The sequence below is a fragment of the Pantoea sp. Ae19-2 genome (genome assembly GCF_059801205.1).
On record NZ_JBCHWE010000001.1, the window covers coordinates 2609460 to 2629946 of the forward strand.

Genomic DNA, 20487 nt, shown 5'->3' on the forward strand with positions numbered 1-20487 from the left:
TGAACAGGCCGGCAGCGTAATTTCCTTACCAGAGAGATCTTTAAAAACCGCCATGAGCGACGACCATTCTCAAAACAGCGATGCACCCAGTAGTAAAAAGGGATTTTTTTCCCTTCTCATCAACCAACTGTTCCACGGTGAACCTAAAAACCGTGACGAGCTACTGGGCCTGATCCGTGACTCCAATCAAAAAGATCTGATTGATCAGGATACCCGGGACATGCTCGAGGGCGTGCTGGATATTGCAGAACAGCGCGTGCGTGACATCATGATCCCCCGCTCCCAGATGATTACGCTGAAACGTAATCAGAACCTGGAAGAGTGCCTCAGCGTGATTATCGATTCCGCGCACTCCCGCTTTCCAGTTATCAGCGAAGACAAAGACCACGTTGAAGGGATCCTGATGGCGAAAGATCTGCTGCCGTTTATGAGCAGCGAATCTGAGCCTTTCAGCGTGGAAAAAGTCCTGCGTCCGGCGGTCGTGGTCCCTGAGAGTAAGCGCGTTGACCGCATGCTGAAAGAGTTTCGCTCACAGCGCTATCATATGGCGATTGTGATCGATGAGTTTGGTGGTGTGTCCGGACTGGTCACGATTGAAGATATTCTGGAACTGATCGTGGGCGAAATCGAAGACGAATATGACGATGAAGAAGATCGTGATATCCGCCAGCTTAACCGTCAGACTTATACCGTTCGCGCACTTACCCCGATTGAAGATTTCAACGAGGTATTTGGCACCCAGTTCAGCGACGATGAAGTGGATACCATCGGTGGACTGGTGATGCAGGGCTTTGGTCACCTGCCGGCGCGCGGCGAAAGCATCGACATCGATGGTTACCAGTTCAAAGTTGCCATGGCTGACAGCCGTCGTATCATCCAGGTGCACGTAAAAATTCCGGAAAATTCGGCGCAACCTCAACTGGATGACGAATAAATTTATGGCATTAGCCTCACTTTACCAGCAGCAGCGGGTCCGTCTGCTGCTGGCTTTACTCAGCGGTGCCTGCGGCACGCTTGCCTTCTCCCCCTATGATTTTTGGCCTGCCGCCCTGCTCTCGCTGTGTGGGTTGCAAATCCTTACGTTAAACCGCACCAGCCCGCAGGCCAGCGCCATAGGTTTCATCTGGGGGTTTGGCCTTTTTGGCAGCGGTATCAACTGGGTCTATGTCAGTATCGCTACCTTTGGCGGAATGCCAAGCCCGGTTAACGTATTCCTGGTCGTTTTGCTCGCGGCTTATCTGGCCGTTTATCCGGCGCTGTTTGCCGGACTGCTCAACCGCATTTGGCCGCGAACTACCCTGTGGCGACTGGCCCTGGCCGCGCCGGCGCTGTGGCAGATCACCGAATTTTTACGCGGCTGGATATTAACCGGCTTTCCGTGGCTGCAGTTCGGCTATAGCCAGATTAACGGCCCGTTAAAAGGGATTGCGCCCCTGGCCGGTGTGGAAACCATCACCTTCCTGCTGATGATCGTTGCGGGCTTACTGGTTTATGCTCTGCAGCAACGCCATCTTAAAAGCCTGCTGGGCGCGTTGGCATTACTGGCGGTATGCTGGCCGTTACGCTATCTGCACTGGTATCAGGCGCTGCCGAAGCAGGCGGTAAACGTGGCGCTGGTACAGGGTGATATCCCCCAGTCAATGAAGTGGGATCCGCAGCAGCTGCTAAATACCCTGCGCATCTACAGCGATTTGAGTCAGCCGCTGATGGGCAAAGCCCCCATTATTATCTGGCCTGAGTCGGCCATTACCGATCTGGAAAGCAACCAGCAGCCTTTCCTGCGTTCGCTGGATAATGAACTGCGCGCGCGCGGCAGCTCGCTGGTAACCGGCATCGTCGATTCACGGCTGGAACAGAATCGTTACCACGACTACAACACGGTCATCGTGCTGGGCGGCCCGAAACCCTATAACTACTACAGCACTAACCGCTACCAAAAAAACCACCTGGTACCGTTTGGGGAATTCGTGCCCATGGCCGATCTGCTGCGTCCGCTGGCCCCTTTCTTTGATTTGCCGATGTCCGCCTTTAGCCGCGGCGCTTATCTGCAACCTCAGCTTAATGTGGCGAATTATCATCTGACCACGGCCATTTGCTATGAGATCGTGTTGGGTGAACAGGTGCGCGCTAACTTCCGTCCGGATACCAATTTCCTGTTAACCGTTTCTAACGACGCCTGGTTTGGTCACTCGATTGGCCCCTGGCAGCATTTCCAGATGGCGCGTATGCGAGCGCTGGAACTGGGCAGGCCACTTCTGCGCGGCACTAACAACGGCGTAACGGCCGTGGTGAATGCCGATGGCGATGTGGAGAAAGTGCTGCCCCAGTTCACCCGGGATGTTTTAGTGGATAACGTGACGCCCACCCGCGGTGAAACGCCCTATTCTAAAGCCGGCATCTGGCCGGTGTGGTTGGCCGCGCTGCTGAGCGGCGTTATTGCCTTTATCAGGCGTAACCGCTAATCCTCTGCGGCGAAGCGCTGTTTCGCCGCCTCTTCATCTGTCTGCCTCTGCCTCTGCCTCTGCCTCTGCCTCTGCCTCTGCAGTAAAACGGCCATTTCACCCAATTGTCATTTTGTTTTGGCACGATGATTGCAAAATATTTCTGTATTCATCGACATTCGGGCCAGTTAACGGACGAGACGCACTAAAAAGAGTCCAGATGCGCACCTTTTACGTGCAATGGCGATTATTTGCCTTTTTTTGGTGCGAATGACATCGCAAAAAAGAAACTTTTTTGTTTCATTGAGTTAACAATCCGCTATGTTAGTGAATATTCTTAGCGCAGTCGCGCGAAGGGATAACAAAAAAAGCAGCGCAAAATACACACAACATCACACAATCAGTACAGGGTAGATCCTGTGCACTTTCCACATGAAGGAGTTGGAACATGCAATTACGCAAAGTGGCATTATCTCTTCTGCTGTTAAGCGCAGCGGCGGGAGTGGCCCAGGCGGAAGATCTGAGCGGTACCCTGAAGAAAATCAATGACAATGGCGTCATTGTCATCGGGCATCGTGAATCATCAGTTCCCTTTTCTTATTACGACAACCAGCAAAAGGTCGTTGGCTATTCTCAGGCGTATTCAAACGCTATCGCAGAAGCCATTAAAGCCAAGTTAAATAAGCCCGATCTGCAAATCAAAATGATCCCGATCACCTCACAAAACCGTATTCCCCTGCTGCAAAACGGCACATACGATTACGAATGTGGCTCTACCACTAACAACCTTGAGCGCCAGAAACAGGCGGCGTTCTCCGATACCATTTTTGTTATCGGCACCCGTTTGCTGGTTAAGAAAGGCAGCCCGATCAAAGATTTTGACGATTTGAAAGGCAAAACCGTTGTAGTGACCTCGGGTACCACGTCAGAAGTGCTGCTGCACAAACTGAACGACGAGAAAAAGATGGATATGCGCATCATCAGCGCCAAAGACCATGGTGATTCATTCCGCACGCTGGAAACCGGTCGCGCCGTGGCCTTTATGATGGATGATGCCCTGCTGGCAGGCGAACGCGCCAAAGCGAAAAAGCCGGATGACTGGGTCATCATCGGTACGCCACAGTCTAAAGAAGCCTATGGCTGTATGCTGCGTAAAGACGATCCGCAGTTCAAAGCCCTGGTCGATGACACCATTGCCAAAGCCCAGACCTCCGGTCAGGCAGAGAAATGGTTCGACACCTGGTTTAAACAGCCTATTCCGCCAAAAAACCTGAACATGAACTTTGAGCTGTCTGACGACATGAAAACGCTGTTCAAAACGCCGAATGACAAGGCACTGAATTAACAACGATAACAAGGGCGGCCTCGTCGCCCTCTCGATTGCTGAAACCGCGGCGTGGACAGACAGCCTGAACGGGTCGTTCCCCCGAATCAGGCGAAATTAGCCGCTCATCAATCTTCAGGGTAGCTCTGCTACCCTTTTTTACCGGAGCTCGTTATGGGTATCGATTGGAACTGGGGCATATTTCTCGAACAGGCCCCGTTCGGTAATACCACCTATCTCGGCTGGCTGTGGTCCGGTTTTCAGGTGACGATTGCCGTCTCCTGTTGTGCCTGGATTATTGCTTTCTGTGTGGGTTCATTTTTCGGCATTCTGCGTACTGTGCCTAATCGTCTGTTATCAACGATAGGAACCTGCTATGTAGAACTGTTTCGTAATATCCCCCTGATTGTTCAGTTCTTCTTCTGGTATCTGGTTGCGCCAGAGTTGGTAGGACAGGATCTGGGGATGTGGTTTAAGTCGGAGCTGGATCCCAATCTGCAATTCTTTATCTCCTCTGTTGTCTGTCTGGGACTGTTCACCGCTGCCCGTGTGTGCGAGCAGGTGCGTGCAGCCATTCAGTCTTTACCGCGTGGACAAAAGAATGCCGGGCTGGCCATGGGGCTGACGCTGCCCCAAACCTATCGCTACGTGCTGTTGCCCAATGCTTACCGGGTAATCGTGCCGCCAATGACGTCAGAAATGCTCAATCTGGTGAAAAACTCGGCTATCGCCTCGACGATCGGCCTGGTGGATATGGCGGCTCAGGCCGGCAAACTGCTGGACTATTCCTCGCACGCCTACGAATCCTTTACGGCGATTACCCTGGCTTACGTGGGAATTAACTTGGTGATTATGGTGCTGATGGGCCTGGTCGAACGCAAAGTGCGCCTGCCTGGCAACGTGGGAGGCAAATAATGTACGCATTTGACTGGAGTTCGATTCCTCCCAGCCTGCCTTATCTGTTCAGTGGCCTGATGATCACCTTTAAGATCACCCTGACGGCCGTTGTGTTTGGCATCCTGTGGGGCACCCTGCTGGCGGTGATGCGCCTGTCCACTTTTAAACCTGTCAGTTGGTTTGCCAAACTGTATGTCAACCTGTTCCGCTCAGTGCCGCTGGTGATGGTGCTGCTGTGGTTTTATCTGGTCGTTCCCAGCTTTTTACAGCAGGTGCTGGGGATTTCGCCCAAGACCGACATCCGCCTGATCTCAGCAATGGTGGCCTTTTCCCTGTTTGAAGCCGCCTACTATTCTGAAATCATTCGTGCCGGGATTATCAGTATCGCGCGTGGGCAGTCCAGCGCTGCGCTGGCGCTGGGAATGACGCAGTGGCAGTCGATGAGGCTGGTTATTCTTCCTCAGGCGTTTCGCGCCATGGTGCCGCTGTTACTGACGCAGGGCATCGTCCTGTTTCAGGATACCTCGCTGGTTTATGTATTGAGTCTGGCTGACTTCTTCCGTACCGCTTCCACTATTGGCGAGCGTGACGGTACCCAGGTAGAAATGATTTTGTTTGCTGGTCTGGTCTACTTTGTGATCAGCCTGAGCGCATCGCTGTTGGTCAGCTATCTAAAAAGAAAAAGGACGGTTTAAATGATTAACCTGAAAAACGTTTCCAAGTGGTATGGTCAATTTCAGGTGCTAACCGACTGCTCTACCGAGGTTCAGACCGGTGAAGTGGTGGTGGTATGTGGACCGTCAGGTTCCGGCAAATCAACCCTGATTAAAACCGTCAATGGCCTGGAGCCGATCCAGCAGGGCAGCATTACGGTAAACGGCACAGAGGTAAACAATAAAAAAACCAATCTGGCCACGCTGCGCAGCAAAGTCGGCATGGTGTTTCAGCATTTCGAACTGTTTCCTCACCTGAGCATTATCGACAATCTGGTACTGGCGCAGGTCAAAGTGCTGAAGCGTGATAAAACCGCCGCCCGTGATAAAGGCCTTAAGCTTCTGACTCGCGTCGGTCTGTCTGCCCATGCGGAAAAGTTTCCCGGTCAGCTCTCTGGCGGTCAGCAGCAGCGTGTCGCCATCGCGCGTGCGCTGTGCATGGATCCCATTGCCATGTTGTTCGATGAACCCACATCGGCGCTCGATCCTGAAATGATCAACGAAGTGCTGGACGTGATGGTGGAACTGGCGCAGGAAGGCATGACCATGATGGTTGTTACGCACGAAATGGGCTTTGCCCGTAAGGTAGCCAACCGGGTCATCTTTATGGATGAAGGCAAAATTATTGAAGACACGAATAAAGACGACTTCTTTAATAATCCGCAGTCAGAACGGGCGAAGGATTTCCTGGCAAAAATTCTGCACTAAAAAACAGGCGGGCACCCTGCCCGCCTGCTTCTTTTACGGCTCAAAAGGCTGACGATAAAACTGATCGTGGTGACATTCCGGGCAGCGCGACAGGGTTTCTGGCGTATAAATCGCCCGGGTAAAATGGCATTTTTCGCAGACCAGGTTGCCCAGGCCCACCACCTCACCACTTTGGTAAACGCCGTGGTGTTGCAAATCCTGAAAGACTTCCCGCCATTCCAGCTGGCTTTTATCGGTGATGTCCGCCAGTTCTTTCCAGATACTTTCCCGGATCACGCGCATAAAGACCGAGTCCGCCACCGGTTCTTCTGCTTCGGCATAGTTACGACCAAACTCCGCCAAATCGCGGCGCACCGACGCCAGCGCCCGATCGATTTCGTCCGGTGTCAGATCGGAGTGCGCACGTAAATAACTGCGTCTATCTTCAACCAGCGTATCCAGATCGCGATCGCCGTGGCGAAGACGTTCGGTTAATACCGCCAACGACTCATGATACTCCTGTGCCACTTTATTCATTTTATTCTCCTTTTTGCGCTCGGTACCTGTACTAAGTTTAGCTACTTTGTCACATTTGCCCGGTTCCCTGGGTAAGGAATGGTAAAAGAGTGAAAGCACTGACGCTTTGACGATAAATCGCCTCTGCAAAAGTGGGAAGTGTTGTTGATGCGCGGCCTTATGGGTATGCTATGCGGATCGTAAAGTCAGCAAAGTGTCATTTATTAAGGACCACAGGCAGCCATGCAAGAGCAATACCGCCCGGAAGAGATTGAATCCCGCGTTCAGCAGCAGTGGGATGAAAACGAAACGTTTAAAGTGACTGAGCAGGAAGGCAAAGAGAAATATTATTGCCTGTCCATGTTGCCCTATCCTTCTGGCCGCCTTCATATGGGTCACGTTCGTAACTACACCATCGGCGACGTCATCGCGCGTTATCAGCGCATGCTCGGCAAAAATGTGCTGCAGCCTATCGGTTGGGATGCGTTCGGTCTGCCTGCGGAAGGCGCGGCGGTAAAAAACAACACCGCGCCCGCCCCCTGGACTTATGACAACATCGCGTATATGAAAAACCAGCTTAAACTGCTGGGCTTTGGCTATGACTGGAGCCGCGAACTGGCGACCTGTCAGCCAGAGTATTACCGCTGGGAACAGTGGTTCTTTACCAAACTCTATGAGAAAGGCCTGGTTTACAAAAAAACCTCGGCGGTGAACTGGTGCCCGAACGACCAGACGGTACTGGCCAATGAGCAGGTTATTGACGGCTGCTGCTGGCGCTGTGACACCAAAGTTGAGCGTAAAGAGATCCCACAGTGGTTTATCAAAATCACCGATTACGCCGAAGAGCTGTTAAACGATCTGGATACGCTGGAAGAGTGGCCTGAGCAGGTCAAAACCATGCAGCGTAACTGGATCGGCCGCTCTGAAGGCGTGGAAATCACTTTTGACGTGGCGGACAGCCTTGAGAAAGTCACGGTTTATACCACGCGTCCAGATACCTTCTACGGCGCGACCTATGTCGCCGTGGCCGCCGGTCATCCGCTGGCGCTGCAGGCGGCTGCCAGCAATCCTGCCCTCGCTGACTTTATTGCCGAATGCCGCAATACCAAAGTGGCCGAAGCCGATATGGCCACCATGGAAAAGAAAGGCATGGCCACTGGCCTGTCTGCGGTGCACCCGTTAACAGGTGAGGCTGTTCCTGTCTGGGTCGCGAACTTTGTGCTGATGGAGTACGGCACGGGTGCCGTGATGGCGGTTCCGGCACATGACCAGCGTGACTGGGAGTTTGCCACGAAATACGATCTGCCGATCAAGCCGGTGATCCTGAACCTGGACGGCAGCGAGCCGGACGTAAGCACTGGCGCGATGACCGATAAAGGCACGCTGTTTAACTCCGCCGAGTGCAGCGGTCTGGATCACAGTGCCGGTTTCAACGCCATTGCGGATGCGCTGGCGGCGAAAGGTGTTGGCGTACGTAAAGTCAATTATCGCTTACGCGACTGGGGCGTTTCCCGTCAGCGCTACTGGGGCGCCCCCATTCCGATGGTGACGCTGGAAGACGGCACCGTGATGCCCACGCCAGAAGATCAGCTTCCGGTTATCCTGCCTGAAGATGTGGTCATGGACGGCATCACCAGCCCGATTAAGGCCGATCCCGAGTGGGCAAAGACCACCGTGAACGGTCAGCCGGCCCTGCGCGAAACCGATACCTTTGACACCTTCATGGAGTCTTCATGGTATTACGCACGCTACACCTGTGCGGACTATAAAGATGGCATGCTGGACCCGGCTGCAGCGAACTACTGGCTGCCAGTGGATCAGTATGTGGGCGGTATCGAACACGCCATCATGCACCTGATGTATTTCCGTTTCTTCCATAAGCTGCTGCGCGATGCCGGCCTGGTAAACTCGAATGAGCCTGCCAAACGTCTGCTGTGTCAGGGCATGGTATTGGCGGATGCATTCTACTATCTGGGCGTCAACGGCGAACGTAACTGGGTTTCCCCGGTGGATGTCACCGTCGAGCGTGATGAGAAAGGCCGCATTACCAAAGCCGTGGACACCCAGGGCCGTGAGGTGATCTACGCAGGCATGAGCAAAATGTCGAAGTCGAAAAACAACGGCATTGACCCACAGTTGATGGTTGAGCGCTACGGTGCCGATACCGTACGTCTGTTTATGATGTTTGCCTCACCGGCCGACATGACGCTGGAGTGGCAGGAATCCGGTGTTGAAGGCGCGAACCGTTTCCTGAAGCGCGTCTGGAAACTGGCCTATGACCATTCACAGAAAGGCGCGACTGTCGCTCTGGACGTTGCCAGCCTGAACGATGATCAGAAAGGCTTACGTCGCGATCTGCATAAAACTATTGCCAAAGTGTCCGACGATATCGGCCGCCGTCAGACCTTTAACACCGCGATTGCCGCCGTGATGGAACTGATGAACAAGCTGACGCGTGCACCCCAGGACAGCGAACAGGATCGTGCACTGATGCAGGAAGCGTTACTCGCCGTGACGCGTTTACTGTATCCGTTCACGCCTCATGCCTGCTTCGTACTGTGGCAAACGCTGGGCGGCCAAGGCACCATCGACAATGCAGAATGGCCGGTTGCCGATGACGCCGCGATGGTTGAGGACGCCTTATTGGTTGTCGTGCAGGTTAACGGTAAAGTCCGTGGTAAAATTACCGTGGCAGCCGATGCTACCCAGGAACAGGTTCAGGCTCGTGCGGCTGAGGAACCATTAGTGGCGAAATACCTTGATGGTGTTAGCATTCGTAAAGTCATTTATGTACCGGGCAAACTGCTTAACCTGGTTGTGGGTTAAGTTCAGGAGGAACTGTGCGACATCCGATTATCAGGTTGTTTGTCATGCTGGCGGTGGTGATCACCGCCGGCTGTGGTTTTCATCCGCGCGGCACCACTCAGGTGCCAACCGAACTGAGAACGCTGATTTTAGACAGTGGTGACCCTTATGGCCCGCTGATGCGTACCGTGCGACAGCAGCTGCGGATTAACAACGTCAATATTGTTGAGGCGACGCAGAAAAACAGCCTGACCGTCCCGACGATGCGTCTTGGTGGAGAAGCACAAAGCCGTAGTACCGCATCCGTATTTATCAGCGGTACCACAGCGGAGTATCAGCTGACGATGTCGGTTTCTGCTCAGGTGCTGCTCCCAAATAAAGGGATCTATCCGATCAGCGCAACCGTCTACCGCTCGTTCTTTGATAACCCGAACGCGGCGCTGGCGAAAGATGCTGAGCAGGACATGATTATGCAGGAGATGCGTCAGCGCGCGGCCGAACAGCTGGTTCGTAAGCTGCTTACCGTGCATGCCGCGCAGATGGAAAATCAGCAGATGCCCTCTACATCGACGGTTTCAAAAGCGGTTCAGCCTGCTGCCGGGGTCTCTTCCTCTGCGGCAACCATGTCGAAATGATCAGGATTTATCCGGAACAACTCAGCGCGCAGCTCCGTGAGGGGCTGCGCGCCTGTTATTTATTAACCGGTAATGAACCCTTGCTGTTGCAGGAAAGTGCAGATGCGATTCGGGCCAGTGCCCTGGCACAGGGCTTTGAAGAACATCTGAGTTTTACACTGGATGCGCAGACCGACTGGGACAGCCTGTTTATGAGCTGCCAGTCGCTGAGCCTGTTTGCCCAGCATCAAACGTTAACGTTGCAGTTCCCGGAAAATGGCCCTAACGCGGCGATTGCCGAGCAGTTGATCAAGCTGGCCCCGCTGCTTCACGCCGATATTTTGCTGATTTGCCGAATGGCGAAGCTCAGTAAAGCCCAGGAAAACAGCGCCTGGTTTAAAGCGCTTTCCGCTCATGCCGTGCTGGTCCCCTGCCAGACACCCGAACAGGCTCAGCTCCCCCGCTGGGTTGTCAGCCGAGCAAAAACCCTCAAGCTCGATATCGATGATGCGGCCGTCCAGCTGTTGTGTTACTGCTATGAAGGTAATCTGCTGGCTCTGGCCCAGGCGCTTGAACGGCTGTCACTGCAATGGCCCGATGGCAAACTGACCCTGCCGCGCGTTGAAGCCGCCGTCAGCGATGCCGCTCACTTCACGCCCTACCACTGGGTGGATGCGCTACTCGGCGGCAAAAGCCGCCGCGCGTTGCACATCCTGCAGCAGTTAGAAAGAGAAGAGAGCGAAGTGGCGATATTGCTCCGCACCCTGCAGCGCGATTTGATGACCCTGCTGCATCTGCAACGGCATCAGTCGCAACAGCCGCTGCGTACGCTAATGGATCAGCAGCGTATCTGGCAAAACCGTCGCAACCTGTTTACGGAAGCACTTCAGCGCCTTGACGCCTCCAGGCTACAGCAGGCCATTCATCTGTTGATGCAAATCGAACTTACTCTAAAGCAGGATTATGGTCAGTCGGTCTGGCCGCAGTTGCAGACGCTGTCGATGTTGATTGCCAATCGCGCTTTCCCTGCGAGCCTCGCCCATGTCTGATTTACACGCGCTGTTTGGCGGTACCTTCGATCCTGTGCATTTTGGTCATCTGCGCCCGGTGGAAACGCTGGCCGGGCAAATTGGCCTGTCGAGGATCACACTGCTGCCCAATAATGTGCCGCCGCACCGGCCCCAACCAGAGGCCAGTCCGCAGCAGCGGGTTGAAATGCTCGAGTGCGCTATTCGCGATTTGCCGCTTTTTGACATCGACACGCGGGAATTACAACGTGATACGCCCTCGTGGACGGTCGATACCTTAGAAGCGCTGCGTGCCGAACGGGGTGAACAACCTCTGGGTTTTATTATTGGTCAGGATTCTCTGCTGTCGCTGGAAAAATGGCATCGCTGGCAGGAGCTGCTTAGCCTGTGCCATCTTTTGGTCTGCAAGCGACCGGGCTATCCGACGGAAATGGCGTCTCCAGCAATGCAACGCTGGCTGGACAGCCATGTAACACAAGACAGCCAGCAGCTTCACCAACGTCCTGCAGGGGCGATCTGGCTGGCGGAAACCCCGCTTTATGCGATATCGGCCACCGAGATCAGACAGCGCCGCCATCAGCACCTCGCCTGCGACGATTTGTTGCCCGCCTCTGTGATAACCTACATCGACCGCGCCGGCTTATATCGCGACTGATATGGGCGTGATATACTGCGCCGCTAAATTTTTTGGCTGTCTTCCGGGTTTCAGCCAGCCCGCTATCACCAGTTTTGAAGGGGAACCTTTTGCAAGGTAAAGCACTCCAAGAGTTCGTTGTTGATAAGATTGATGATTTGAAAGGCCAGAACATCGTGACTCTCGACGTTCAGGGCAAATCGAGCATCACTGATTTCATGATCATTTGTACCGGTACCTCAACGCGCCACGTGACCTCTATCGCGGAACACGTCGAGCAGGAATCCCGTGCCGCCGGCCTGATGCCGCTGGGCGTGGAAGGTAAAGCCGCCGCCGACTGGGTCGTTGTGGATTTGGGCGAAGTGATCGTGCACGTCATGCAGGAAGAGAGCCGTCAGTTGTATGAACTGGAAAAGCTCTGGGGTTAAGCGGTGAAATTGCAGCTTGTTGCCGTCGGCACCAAAATGCCTGACTGGGTTCAGACCGGTTTTATGGAATACCTGCGTCGGTTTCCCAAAGACATGCCGTTTGAGTTAACGGAAGTCCCTGCGGGGAAACGCGGGAAAAATGCCGACATCAAACGCATTCTGGAAAAGGAAGGCGAAGCGATGCTGGCAGCGACAGGTAAAGGCAACCGCATTGTGACGCTGGATATCCCCGGACAACCCTGGGAAACCCCACAGCTGGCGCAGCAGCTGGAACGCTGGAAGCAGGATGGCCGTGACGTCAGCCTGTTGATTGGCGGGCCTGAAGGATTAGCGCCGGCCTGTAAAGCGGCGGCGGAACAAAGCTGGTCTCTCTCAACGTTAACGTTGCCTCATCCGCTGGTGCGCGTGCTGGTTGCAGAGAGCCTCTATCGTGCATGGAGCATTACGACAAATCATCCTTATCATCGTGAATAACCGATAAGCTCACTCCAGATATTACAAGTAGCGGATGAAATTACAAAGCAACGCCTTTCGCGATTACAGCGCCGAACAAAAAGTCTTTGTCCGCAGGGCTTTTATCGCTTTTGTCGGCATCTTACTGCTCTCCTCCGTGCTGGTGGTTAATCTCTATCACCTGCAGATTTTACGTTTCGACGACTACAGTACCCGGTCAAATGAAAACCGCATTAAGCTGGTGCCGGTTGCACCCAGCCGCGGCATTATTTATGACCGTACCGGCACGCCGCTGGCCCTGAACCGTACGATTTATCAGGCAGAACTGGTGCCGGAAAAGGTCGACGATTTAAAACAAACGCTGCAAAACTTACGCCCGGTGCTCGAACTCACCGATGACGATATTGAGGCGTTTGAAAAAGAGCGTAAGCGCTCACGTCGCTTTACCTCTATCCCGGTAAAAACCGGCCTTAATGAGGTGCAGGTTGCACGCTTTGCCGTGAACCAGTACCGCTTTCCCGGCGTGGAAGTCAAAGGCTACCAGCGCCGCTACTATCCCTTTGGGCAAACCCTGACCCACGTTGTGGGCTACGTATCGAAAATCAACGATCGGGATGTGGCGCGTCTGGACAAAGAAGGTAAATGGCCAAACTATGCGGCTACGCACGATATCGGTAAACTCGGTATCGAAGCCTATTACGAAGACCTGCTTCACGGTAAAACCGGTTATGAAGAGGTTGAGGTAAACAACCGTGGCCGGGTTATTCGTCAGTTGCACGAGCAATCCCCGCAGGCCGGGCGCGATATCTATCTGACCATTGATCTGAAACTGCAGCAGTACATCGAAACGCTGTTAGCCGGCAGTCGTGCCGCAGTGGTGGTCAGCGATCCCCGCACCGGAGAAATTCTGGCCATGGTGTCCACGCCCAGTTACGATCCGAACCTGTTTGTTGACGGAATTTCCAGCAAAGACTATCGCGGATTACTGAGCGATGAAAACCGTCCACTGTATAACCGCGCTATTCAGGCCGCCTATCCGCCAGCCTCAACGGTCAAACCCTATGTCGCCGTTTCCGCGCTCAGCGCAGGCGTTATCAACCGAAATACCAGCCTGTTCGATCCCGGCTGGTGGCAACTGCCCGGCTCTGAAAAACGCTATCGCGACTGGAAAAAGTGGGGCCACGGTCGTCTGAACGTCACCAGGTCGCTGGAAGAGTCTGCGGACACCTTCTTTTATCAGGTCGCCTATGACATGGGCATCGATCGCCTGTCGGAGTGGATGACCAAATTCGGCTACGGTGAACGTACGGGCATCGATTTACCCCAGGAGAGCGCGGGTAACATGCCGACGCGTGACTGGAAAATGCGCCGCTTTAAAAAGCCCTGGTATCAGGGTGATACCATTCCTGTTGGTATCGGTCAGGGCTACTGGACGGCAACACCATTGCAGATGAACAAAGCGATGATGATCCTCATCAACGACGGGGTTATCAAAGTGCCGCATATGCTGCGCGCCACGCGCGAAGGCCGCACCCTGGTGCCTTATCGTCAACCGCCTTCCCAGCCGATAGGCGATATCCACTCGGGCTACTGGGAAATTGCCAAAGACGGGATGTATGGCGTGGCCAATCGCCCCAATGGTACGGCTCACAAGAGCTTTGCCGATGCGCCATACAAAATTGCCGCGAAATCGGGTACGGCTCAGGTCTTCGGTCTGAAAGAGAACGAAACCTATAACGCACACAAAATCGCAGAACGCCTGCGTGACCACAAGCTGATGACCGCGTTTGCCCCTTACGATAAACCGCGTGTCGCCGTGACCATGATTCTGGAAAACGGCGGAGCCGGACCCGCCGTAGGCACGGTAATGCGTCAGATACTGGATCACATCATGTTAGGTGACAATAATACTGTCCTGCCGGATGCGGCCCCCACACCGCCAGGCTACGAAGGTGAATAATCATGTCGATGAATGACAGCCCGCAGAAGCGGTCAATATGGATGCGCATGCATATTGATCCGCTATTTATGCTGATTATCCTCGCGCTACTGACCTTTAGCGCCATTGTTATCTGGAGCGCCAGCGGTCAGGATCCCGGCATGATGGAGCGTAAGCTCGGCCAGATCGCCATGGGGCTGATCATTATGCTGGTGCTCGCCCAGGTCCCGCCCCGGGTATACGAAGGCTGGGCGCCTTACCTGTATATTGTCAGTGTCATCCTGCTCGTCGCCGTGGATGCCTTTGGCCAAATCAGTAAAGGGGCGCAGCGTTGGCTGGACCTGGGTTTTATCCGCTTCCAGCCCTCTGAGATCGCTAAAATCGCCGTTCCTTTAATGGTCGCGCGCTTTATCAACCGCGACGTGTGCCCACCGACCCTGAAAAACACCGCCATCGCTCTGGTGCTGATTTTCCTTCCTACGCTGTTAGTGGCCGCGCAGCCTGACCTCGGAACCTCGATTCTGGTCGCGGCCTCGGGATTATTTGTGCTGTTCCTCTCTGGCATGAGCTGGAAGCTGATTGGTATCGCCGTCCTGTTAGTTGCGGCCTTTATCCCCATATTGTGGTTCTTCCTGATGCATGACTATCAGCGAGACCGCGTGATGATGCTGCTCGATCCCGAAAGCGATCCGCTTGGCGCGGGTTACCACATTATTCAGTCTAAAATCGCTATTGGCTCTGGCGGACTGCGCGGTAAAGGCTGGCTGCATGGTACGCAATCACAGCTGGAGTTCTTACCGGAGCGTCACACCGACTTCATTTTCGCCGTGCTGGCAGAAGAGCTGGGACTGGTGGGCGTACTGTTGCTGCTGGTGCTGTACCTGCTGTTGATTATGCGTGGACTCATCGTGGCTGCCCGTGCGCAAACCACCTTTGGCCGGGTGATGGCCGGGGGGTTAATGTTGATTTTATTCGTCTATGTTTTCGTTAACATTGGCATGGTTAGTGGTATCTTACCGGTGGTTGGCGTTCCGTTGCCGCTGGTCAGTTACGGCGGCTCGGCGCTTATTGTGCTTATGGCGGGATTTGGCATCGTAATGTCGATCCACACACACCGAAAAATGTTATCTAAAAGTGTTTAAGAGGTCGCAGATGCGTAAGGACTGGCTTGGCGTTGTATTGGCTTCAATGGTTTTAGCTGCATGTTCTACCCAGGAACCGCAACAACAAAGTGCGCCACCCCAGCCTGCCTATAACGGCCCGGTGGTAGAGATTCCTGGCGTTGAGCCTCGTTATGAGCCGGTCAATCCGTCGACCAATCAGGACTACAGCGTCAACGGTAAAAACTACCGTATCATCAAAAATCCGGCCAACTACAGTGAAGTGGGGCTGGCCGCCTGGTACGGTGAGGAAGCCCAGGGTAATCGTACTGCGACGGGCGAGACCTTTGATCCCGATGCCCTGACGGCTGCCCATCCAACGCTGCCCCTGCCCAGCTACGTTCGCGTGACAAACCTGGCAAACGGCCGCCAGATTGTGGTGCGGGTTAACGATCGCGGCCCGTATACGCCGGGACGCATTATCGATCTGTCCCGTGCGGCAGGTGACCGCCTGAATATCTCCAACAATTCCCGCGTGCGGGTTGATTACATCAGTGTCGCACCGGATGGCACGCTTTCCGGCCCCGGCACCATCGGCACCGTCGTGGCAAAACAGAGCTATGCCCTGCCTGCGCGTCCCGACCTGAACGGTCCGGTCATGAGCAGCCCACAAGGCATGAGCGGTGGCAGTCAACCCATCATGAACGGTAGCAGCCAGCCGCAGACCGCCCCGGCGGCTGAACCCGAGGCTCAGGATATTTCACCCATCAGCAATGCGACGCTGCAAAGCAATAATGCTATGGGCGCGCCAGTGCAAAGTAGCGGCTTCCTGGGCGCGCCGCAGCCGTTACCCAGCGGCGTGCTGGAAAGCAGTGAGCCCGCTGCCAGCCCCCCTGTCGCAGCCGCGCCTGTTGCCGCTGCGCCGGTTGCGGCCAGTGCCGCCGCATCACCCCGCCAGCCCGCCGCCAGTCAGAGTGCCTCATCCCTTTCAGGCTATGTCGTTCAGGTGAGTGCCATTAATGATGCAGCACGTGCCCGGCAGTTAGTTAACAGTTTACGCCAGCGCTTTGGCGTTCCTGGCGCTGTGGAAAACGCAGGCAATGTGTACCGCGTGCAGCTTGGTGGTTATAAAACCCGTGCAGAAGCCGTGGCCTTACAGCAACGGCTGAGCAGCGAAGGCCAGAGTGCGGCCTTCGTTACCACCGCAGGTCGTTAATCGACAGAGGTTACCGTGACAGGTAACCTCTGCTAACAACTCATTCACTAAGCCGGATGTCTGAAAATCAGGCATTTGTTATGATGAGTGACTTTTTTAAACCTTAAACCCATGGATGTTGTCGTCCCACACATGAACACGCTGAAACCTTCTCGTTTGTTAAAACGCCTGACAGTGGGATCACTGATCGCCTTCTCCCTCAGCCATGCTGCCATCGCTGATGATGTTAATCTCAAGACCATGATTCCCGGCGTACCGGACATTGATGCCGAAGCTTATGTCCTCATCGACTACAATTCAGGCAAAGTGCTGGCAGAGAAAAACGCGGACGCACGCCGCGACCCGGCGAGCCTGACGAAGATGATGACCAGCTACGTCATCGGTCAGGCAGTTAAAGCAGGAAAAATCCACCAGGACGATATCGTTACCGTCGGGCAGGATGCGTGGGCGACCGGTAATCCGGTATTCAAAGGTTCATCCTTAATGTTCCTGAAGCCTGGCGACCGCGTTCCGGTTTCCCAGTTAACGCGCGGTATCGTTCTGCAGTCCGGTAATGATGCCTGTGTGGCGATGGCCGATTATGTCGCCGGGAGTCAGGATGCCTTTGTTGGCCTGATGAACAACTACGTGAAAGCGCTGGGTCTGCAAAACACGCATTTCCAGACCGTTCATGGCCTGGATGCGGAAGGTCAATACAGCTCAGCACGCGACATGGCACTGATTGGCCAGGCGCTGATCCGTGATGTTCCTGAAGAGTACGCGGTTTATAAAGAGAAAGAGTTCACCTTTAACAATATTCGTCAGATGAACCGCAATGGTCTGTTGTGGGATACCAGCCTGACCGTTGACGGCATCAAAACCGGTCACACTGCGTCAGCAGGTTATAACCTGGTGGCCTCTGCGACAGAAGGACAGATGCGTTTGATCTCTGCCGTGATGGGCGGTCATACCTTCAAAGGCCGCGAAACGGAAAGTAAAAAGCTGCTGACCTGGGGTTTCCGCTTCTTTGAAACCGTCGCACCGCTGAAAGCCGGAAAAGAGTTTGCCTCTGAACCCGTGTGGTTTGGTAACAGCGATCGCGTCCAACTGGGCGTTGAAAAAGATGCTTATCTGACCATTCCACGCGGCCGGATGAAAGATCTGAAAGCCAGCTATGTCCTCACCAATACCGAGTTGCATGCGCCACTGAAGAAAAACCAAGTGGTTGGCAGTATCAATTTCCAGCTCGATGGCAAAACTATCGATCAGCGTCCTCTGGTGGTGTTAAATGAAGTCTCTGAAGGCGGCTTCTTCAGTCGTATCGTTGACTATATCAAACTGATGTTCCACCACTGGTTCGGTTAATGGTGCCTGGCGGTTGAAAAACCGCCACTCTGCCCCCATTACAGGTTAATATGATGCTCCCGCTTCGGCGGGAGCCTGTTTTTTATGTACCGGAGTGATTATGAAAACCAAACTGAATGAACTGCTCGAATTCCCTACCCCATTTACCTACAAAGTAATGGGGCTGGCACAGCCGGAGCTGGTTGATTTGGTGCTTGAGGTCGTGCAACGCCATGCACCCGGCGATTACAGCCCAGAAGTGAAACCCAGCAGCAAAGGTAACTATCACTCGGTAAACGTCACGATCAATGCCACCCACATCGAGCAGGTCGAAACCCTGTACGAAGAGCTGGGCAAAATTGAAATCGTGCGGATGGTGCTGTAACGCTGTCAACACCGGTCAGCGGGTCAGGCTGCGCAGATAACGCGCTGACCCGTATTTTCTGCCTTACCGACCCAGCCGCTCTGTACTCATCCTCTCATCCCGAAGGCGTTTAACTTCATCGCCGCCAGCGTTATACTCAGCGTCTCCCCTCTTTAACGGATACTCGTTTTGTCTGCAGACACGCTTCTTATTCGCCAGTTTGGGTTATGTGACTGGCAATCGACCTCAGACGCCATGCACCACTATACCGATCAGCGCGATAGCGAAAGCCGGGATGAAGTCTGGCTGGTGGAACATTATCCGGTCTTTACACAGGGCCAGGCGGGAAAAGCCGAGCACCTGCTGATGCCCGGCGATATTCCTGTGGTACAAAGCGATCGTGGGGGGCAGGTGACCTATCACGGGCCAGGACAACAGATCATGTATGTTCTGATTGATGTGAAACGCCGTAAAACCGGCGTGCGTCAGCTGGTGACCGCCTTAGAAGAAACGGTCATTGCCGTACTGGACCGCTTTGGCGTGGCGGCGCGGGCCCGACCCGATGCGCCAGGCGTCTATGTTGGGGATGATAAAATTTGCTCGCTGGGGCTGCGCATTCGTAAGGGCTGCTCGTTTCACGGGCTGGCATTAAATGTGGCGATGGACCTGTCGCCATTTTTACGGATTAACCCGTGCGGCTATGCCGGAATGCACATGACGCAGCTGCAACACTTCCGGCCTGAAGTCACGTTAGGCGATGTTCAGCCGTTGCTGGCCGAAACCTTTGCCCGCCAGCTGGGTTATCAGCAGGTTGAATGGCATCAGGTTGAAAACCCACGCTGAGTTAACGGTGAATGCGTATTTACAAATATGTAACTTATCGGTGGTGTCTTTGGCTGCTTCCTGGCCGTTGAGATGATATAATTTTTGCACTTTTTTCAAATAAAGTTGAAAGCCGCCTTCTCTGATTGAGTGAGACAGCTTTCAAATCGCAATCCGACCGGAACCTGCTGATTTATGAGTAAACCAATTCAGATGGAACGCGGCGTCAAATATCGTGACGCAGACAAAATGGCGCTGATCCCGGTGAAGACCGTGGCCGTCGACCGGCAAGAGATTCTACGCAAGCCGGAGTGGATGAAAATCAAACTGCCGGCGGACTCCAGTCGTATTCAGGGCATTAAAGCCGCAATGCGTAAAAACGGGCTCCACTCCGTTTGTGAGGAAGCCTCCTGCCCTAACCTTGCTGAATGTTTTAATCACGGCACGGCGACCTTTATGATCCTGGGCGCGATCTGTACCCGCCGTTGCCCGTTCTGCGACGTGGCCCACGGTCGTCCTAACGCACCCGATGCAAACGAACCGGGTAAACTCGCCCAGACCATCGCCGACATGGCACTGCGTTATGTGGTTATTACCTCGGTGGATCGCGACGATTTACGTGACGGCGGCGCTCAGCATTTTGCCGACTGTATTACGGCTATCCGGGAAAAAAGCCCCAGCATCAAAATTGAAACGCTGGTGCCTGACTTCCGTGGCCGCATGGATCGTGCGCTTGAAATTCTGACTGCCACACCGCCGGATGTATTTAACCACAACCTCGAGAACGTGCCACGCGTGTATCGCCAGGTGCGGCCGGGCGCAAACTATGAATGGTCGCTGAAGCTGCTGGAACGCTTTAAAGAAGCCCATCCCGAGGTACCGACAAAATCCGGTTTAATGGTAGGCCTGGGAGAAACTAACGCTGAAATCGTCGAGGTCATGCGTGACCTGCGTCGTCATGGCGTGACAATGTTAACTCTGGGTCAGTATCTGCAGCCCAGCCGCCACCATTTGCCTGTTCAGCGCTATGTCAGCCCGGCGGAATTTGATGAAATGAAAGAAGAGGCACTGGCGATGGGCTTTACCCATGCTGCCTGCGGTCCTTTTGTCCGCTCGTCTTACCATGCCGACATGCAGGCAAAAGGCCTGGAAGTGAAATAACCGTTCGCCTGCTGGCTGCCTT

20 protein-coding genes are annotated in these 20487 nt (G+C 54.2%); 19 read left to right on the forward strand and 1 reads right to left on the reverse strand.

Features of this window, described 5'->3' with window-relative positions:
• Nucleotides 1-52: 52 nt before the first annotated feature.
• The 6 genes from corC to AAIE03_RS12160 all read left to right on the forward strand — a co-directional run bounded on the left by corC (nucleotide 53) and on the right by AAIE03_RS12160 (nucleotide 6083).
• Nucleotides 53-934 (forward strand): CNNM family magnesium/cobalt transport protein CorC, encoded by an 882-nt coding sequence (gene corC, locus AAIE03_RS12135; protein ID WP_014593173.1) that lies wholly within the window; start codon nucleotides 53-55, stop codon nucleotides 932-934.
• A 4-nt stretch (nucleotides 935-938) separates the two neighbouring features.
• Nucleotides 939-2462, forward strand: a complete 1524-nt coding sequence (lnt, locus tag AAIE03_RS12140; RefSeq protein ID WP_105083086.1) for an apolipoprotein N-acyltransferase — start codon at nucleotides 939-941, stop codon at nucleotides 2460-2462.
• Between the two features lie 427 nt (nucleotides 2463-2889).
• The gene (locus tag AAIE03_RS12145) at nucleotides 2890-3786 is read left to right on the forward strand and encodes an amino acid ABC transporter substrate-binding protein (RefSeq protein ID WP_014593171.1); all 897 of its coding nucleotides are present in this window, start codon (nucleotides 2890-2892) and stop codon (nucleotides 3784-3786) included.
• 153 nt (nucleotides 3787-3939) lie between these two features.
• Complete coding sequence (locus AAIE03_RS12150; RefSeq protein WP_013025023.1) at nucleotides 3940-4680, forward strand: amino acid ABC transporter permease; 741 nt, start codon at nucleotides 3940-3942, stop codon at nucleotides 4678-4680.
• Nucleotides 4680-5357: a glutamate/aspartate ABC transporter permease GltK gene (gene gltK / locus AAIE03_RS12155; RefSeq protein ID WP_013025022.1), complete on the forward strand. Its 678-nt coding sequence runs from the start codon at nucleotides 4680-4682 to the stop codon at nucleotides 5355-5357. Before AAIE03_RS12150 ends, gltK begins: the two co-directional genes overlap by 1 nt.
• Complete coding sequence (locus tag AAIE03_RS12160; protein WP_014593170.1) at nucleotides 5358-6083, forward strand: amino acid ABC transporter ATP-binding protein; 726 nt, start codon at nucleotides 5358-5360, stop codon at nucleotides 6081-6083.
• 33 nt (nucleotides 6084-6116) lie between these two features.
• On the opposite strand, the gene AAIE03_RS12165 is transcribed toward AAIE03_RS12160, so the two are convergent.
• On the reverse strand, nucleotides 6117-6599 hold the full coding sequence (locus AAIE03_RS12165) for a zinc ribbon-containing protein (RefSeq protein WP_014593169.1): 483 nt from the start codon (nucleotides 6597-6599) through the stop codon (nucleotides 6117-6119).
• 222 nt (nucleotides 6600-6821) lie between these two features.
• Between AAIE03_RS12165 and leuS the strand changes: the two genes are divergently transcribed.
• The 13 genes from leuS (at nucleotide 6822) to lipA (ending at nucleotide 20465) form a co-directional block, all read left to right on the forward strand.
• Nucleotides 6822-9404: a leucine--tRNA ligase gene (gene leuS / locus AAIE03_RS12170; protein WP_014593168.1), complete on the forward strand. Its 2583-nt coding sequence runs from the start codon at nucleotides 6822-6824 to the stop codon at nucleotides 9402-9404.
• A 14-nt stretch (nucleotides 9405-9418) separates the two neighbouring features.
• Nucleotides 9419-10018: an LPS assembly lipoprotein LptE gene (lptE, locus tag AAIE03_RS12175; RefSeq protein ID WP_024471154.1), complete on the forward strand. Its 600-nt coding sequence runs from the start codon at nucleotides 9419-9421 to the stop codon at nucleotides 10016-10018.
• Nucleotides 10015-11046, forward strand: coding sequence for a DNA polymerase III subunit delta (holA, locus tag AAIE03_RS12180; protein WP_024471155.1), 1032 nt, complete (start codon nucleotides 10015-10017; stop codon nucleotides 11044-11046). The genes lptE and holA overlap by 4 nt, the downstream gene beginning before the upstream one ends.
• Nucleotides 11039-11680, forward strand: a complete 642-nt coding sequence (gene nadD, locus AAIE03_RS12185; protein ID WP_014593165.1) for a nicotinate-nucleotide adenylyltransferase — start codon at nucleotides 11039-11041, stop codon at nucleotides 11678-11680. The genes holA and nadD overlap by 8 nt, the downstream gene beginning before the upstream one ends.
• Before the next feature lie 89 nt (nucleotides 11681-11769).
• Nucleotides 11770-12087, forward strand: coding sequence for a ribosome silencing factor (gene rsfS, locus AAIE03_RS12190; protein WP_014606314.1), 318 nt, complete (start codon nucleotides 11770-11772; stop codon nucleotides 12085-12087).
• 3 nt (nucleotides 12088-12090) lie between these two features.
• Nucleotides 12091-12561 carry a 23S rRNA (pseudouridine(1915)-N(3))-methyltransferase RlmH gene (gene rlmH / locus AAIE03_RS12195; RefSeq protein WP_013025014.1) on the forward strand — a complete coding sequence of 157 codons (471 nt, stop codon included), beginning with the start codon at nucleotides 12091-12093 and terminating at the stop codon, nucleotides 12559-12561.
• 34 nt (nucleotides 12562-12595) lie between these two features.
• Nucleotides 12596-14500, forward strand: coding sequence for a peptidoglycan DD-transpeptidase MrdA (mrdA, locus tag AAIE03_RS12200; RefSeq protein ID WP_013025013.1), 1905 nt, complete (start codon nucleotides 12596-12598; stop codon nucleotides 14498-14500).
• Between the two features lie 8 nt (nucleotides 14501-14508).
• Nucleotides 14509-15621 carry a peptidoglycan glycosyltransferase MrdB gene (mrdB, locus tag AAIE03_RS12205; RefSeq protein ID WP_024471157.1) on the forward strand — a complete coding sequence of 371 codons (1113 nt, stop codon included), beginning with the start codon at nucleotides 14509-14511 and terminating at the stop codon, nucleotides 15619-15621.
• Nucleotides 15622-15631: 10 nt separating this feature from the next.
• Nucleotides 15632-16795 (forward strand): endolytic peptidoglycan transglycosylase RlpA, encoded by a 1164-nt coding sequence (gene rlpA, locus AAIE03_RS12210; protein ID WP_014593164.1) that lies wholly within the window; start codon nucleotides 15632-15634, stop codon nucleotides 16793-16795.
• Nucleotides 16796-16927: 132 nt separating this feature from the next.
• Nucleotides 16928-18139, forward strand: coding sequence for a D-alanyl-D-alanine carboxypeptidase DacA (gene dacA, locus AAIE03_RS12215; protein ID WP_019106261.1), 1212 nt, complete (start codon nucleotides 16928-16930; stop codon nucleotides 18137-18139).
• Nucleotides 18140-18239: 100 nt separating this feature from the next.
• Entirely contained in the window at nucleotides 18240-18503 is a 264-nt protein-coding gene (gene ybeD / locus AAIE03_RS12220) for a DUF493 family protein YbeD (RefSeq protein ID WP_006118404.1), read from the forward strand.
• A gap of 168 nt (nucleotides 18504-18671) precedes the next feature.
• Nucleotides 18672-19325 carry a lipoyl(octanoyl) transferase LipB gene (lipB, locus tag AAIE03_RS12225; RefSeq protein ID WP_024471158.1) on the forward strand — a complete coding sequence of 218 codons (654 nt, stop codon included), beginning with the start codon at nucleotides 18672-18674 and terminating at the stop codon, nucleotides 19323-19325.
• 174 nt (nucleotides 19326-19499) lie between these two features.
• On the forward strand, nucleotides 19500-20465 hold the full coding sequence (gene lipA, locus AAIE03_RS12230) for a lipoyl synthase (RefSeq protein ID WP_013025007.1): 966 nt from the start codon (nucleotides 19500-19502) through the stop codon (nucleotides 20463-20465).
• Nucleotides 20466-20487 lie beyond the last annotated feature (22 nt).

What these genes read in the sequence shown, in the direction of transcription:
- corC (WP_014593173.1), top strand. Translation starts at nt 53, where the DNA reads ATGAGCGACGACCATTCTCAAAACAGCGATGCACCCAGTAGTAAAAAG.
- lnt (WP_105083086.1), top strand. Translation starts at nt 939, where the DNA reads ATGGCATTAGCCTCACTTTACCAGCAGCAGCGGGTCCGTCTGCTGCTG.
- AAIE03_RS12145 (WP_014593171.1), top strand. Translation starts at nt 2,890, where the DNA reads ATGCAATTACGCAAAGTGGCATTATCTCTTCTGCTGTTAAGCGCAGCG.
- AAIE03_RS12150 (WP_013025023.1), top strand. Translation starts at nt 3,940, where the DNA reads ATGGGTATCGATTGGAACTGGGGCATATTTCTCGAACAGGCCCCGTTC.
- gltK (WP_013025022.1), top strand. Translation starts at nt 4,680, where the DNA reads ATGTACGCATTTGACTGGAGTTCGATTCCTCCCAGCCTGCCTTATCTG.
- AAIE03_RS12160 (WP_014593170.1), top strand. Translation starts at nt 5,358, where the DNA reads ATGATTAACCTGAAAAACGTTTCCAAGTGGTATGGTCAATTTCAGGTG.
- AAIE03_RS12165 (WP_014593169.1), bottom strand. Translation starts at nt 6,599, where the DNA reads ATGAATAAAGTGGCACAGGAGTATCATGAGTCGTTGGCGGTATTAACC.
- leuS (WP_014593168.1), top strand. Translation starts at nt 6,822, where the DNA reads ATGCAAGAGCAATACCGCCCGGAAGAGATTGAATCCCGCGTTCAGCAG.
- holA (WP_024471155.1), top strand. Translation starts at nt 10,015, where the DNA reads ATGATCAGGATTTATCCGGAACAACTCAGCGCGCAGCTCCGTGAGGGG.
- nadD (WP_014593165.1), top strand. Translation starts at nt 11,039, where the DNA reads ATGTCTGATTTACACGCGCTGTTTGGCGGTACCTTCGATCCTGTGCAT.
- mrdA (WP_013025013.1), top strand. Translation starts at nt 12,596, where the DNA reads ATGAAATTACAAAGCAACGCCTTTCGCGATTACAGCGCCGAACAAAAA.
- mrdB (WP_024471157.1), top strand. Translation starts at nt 14,509, where the DNA reads ATGAATGACAGCCCGCAGAAGCGGTCAATATGGATGCGCATGCATATT.
- rlpA (WP_014593164.1), top strand. Translation starts at nt 15,632, where the DNA reads ATGCGTAAGGACTGGCTTGGCGTTGTATTGGCTTCAATGGTTTTAGCT.
- dacA (WP_019106261.1), top strand. Translation starts at nt 16,928, where the DNA reads ATGAACACGCTGAAACCTTCTCGTTTGTTAAAACGCCTGACAGTGGGA.
- ybeD (WP_006118404.1), top strand. Translation starts at nt 18,240, where the DNA reads ATGAAAACCAAACTGAATGAACTGCTCGAATTCCCTACCCCATTTACC.
- lipA (WP_013025007.1), top strand. Translation starts at nt 19,500, where the DNA reads ATGAGTAAACCAATTCAGATGGAACGCGGCGTCAAATATCGTGACGCA.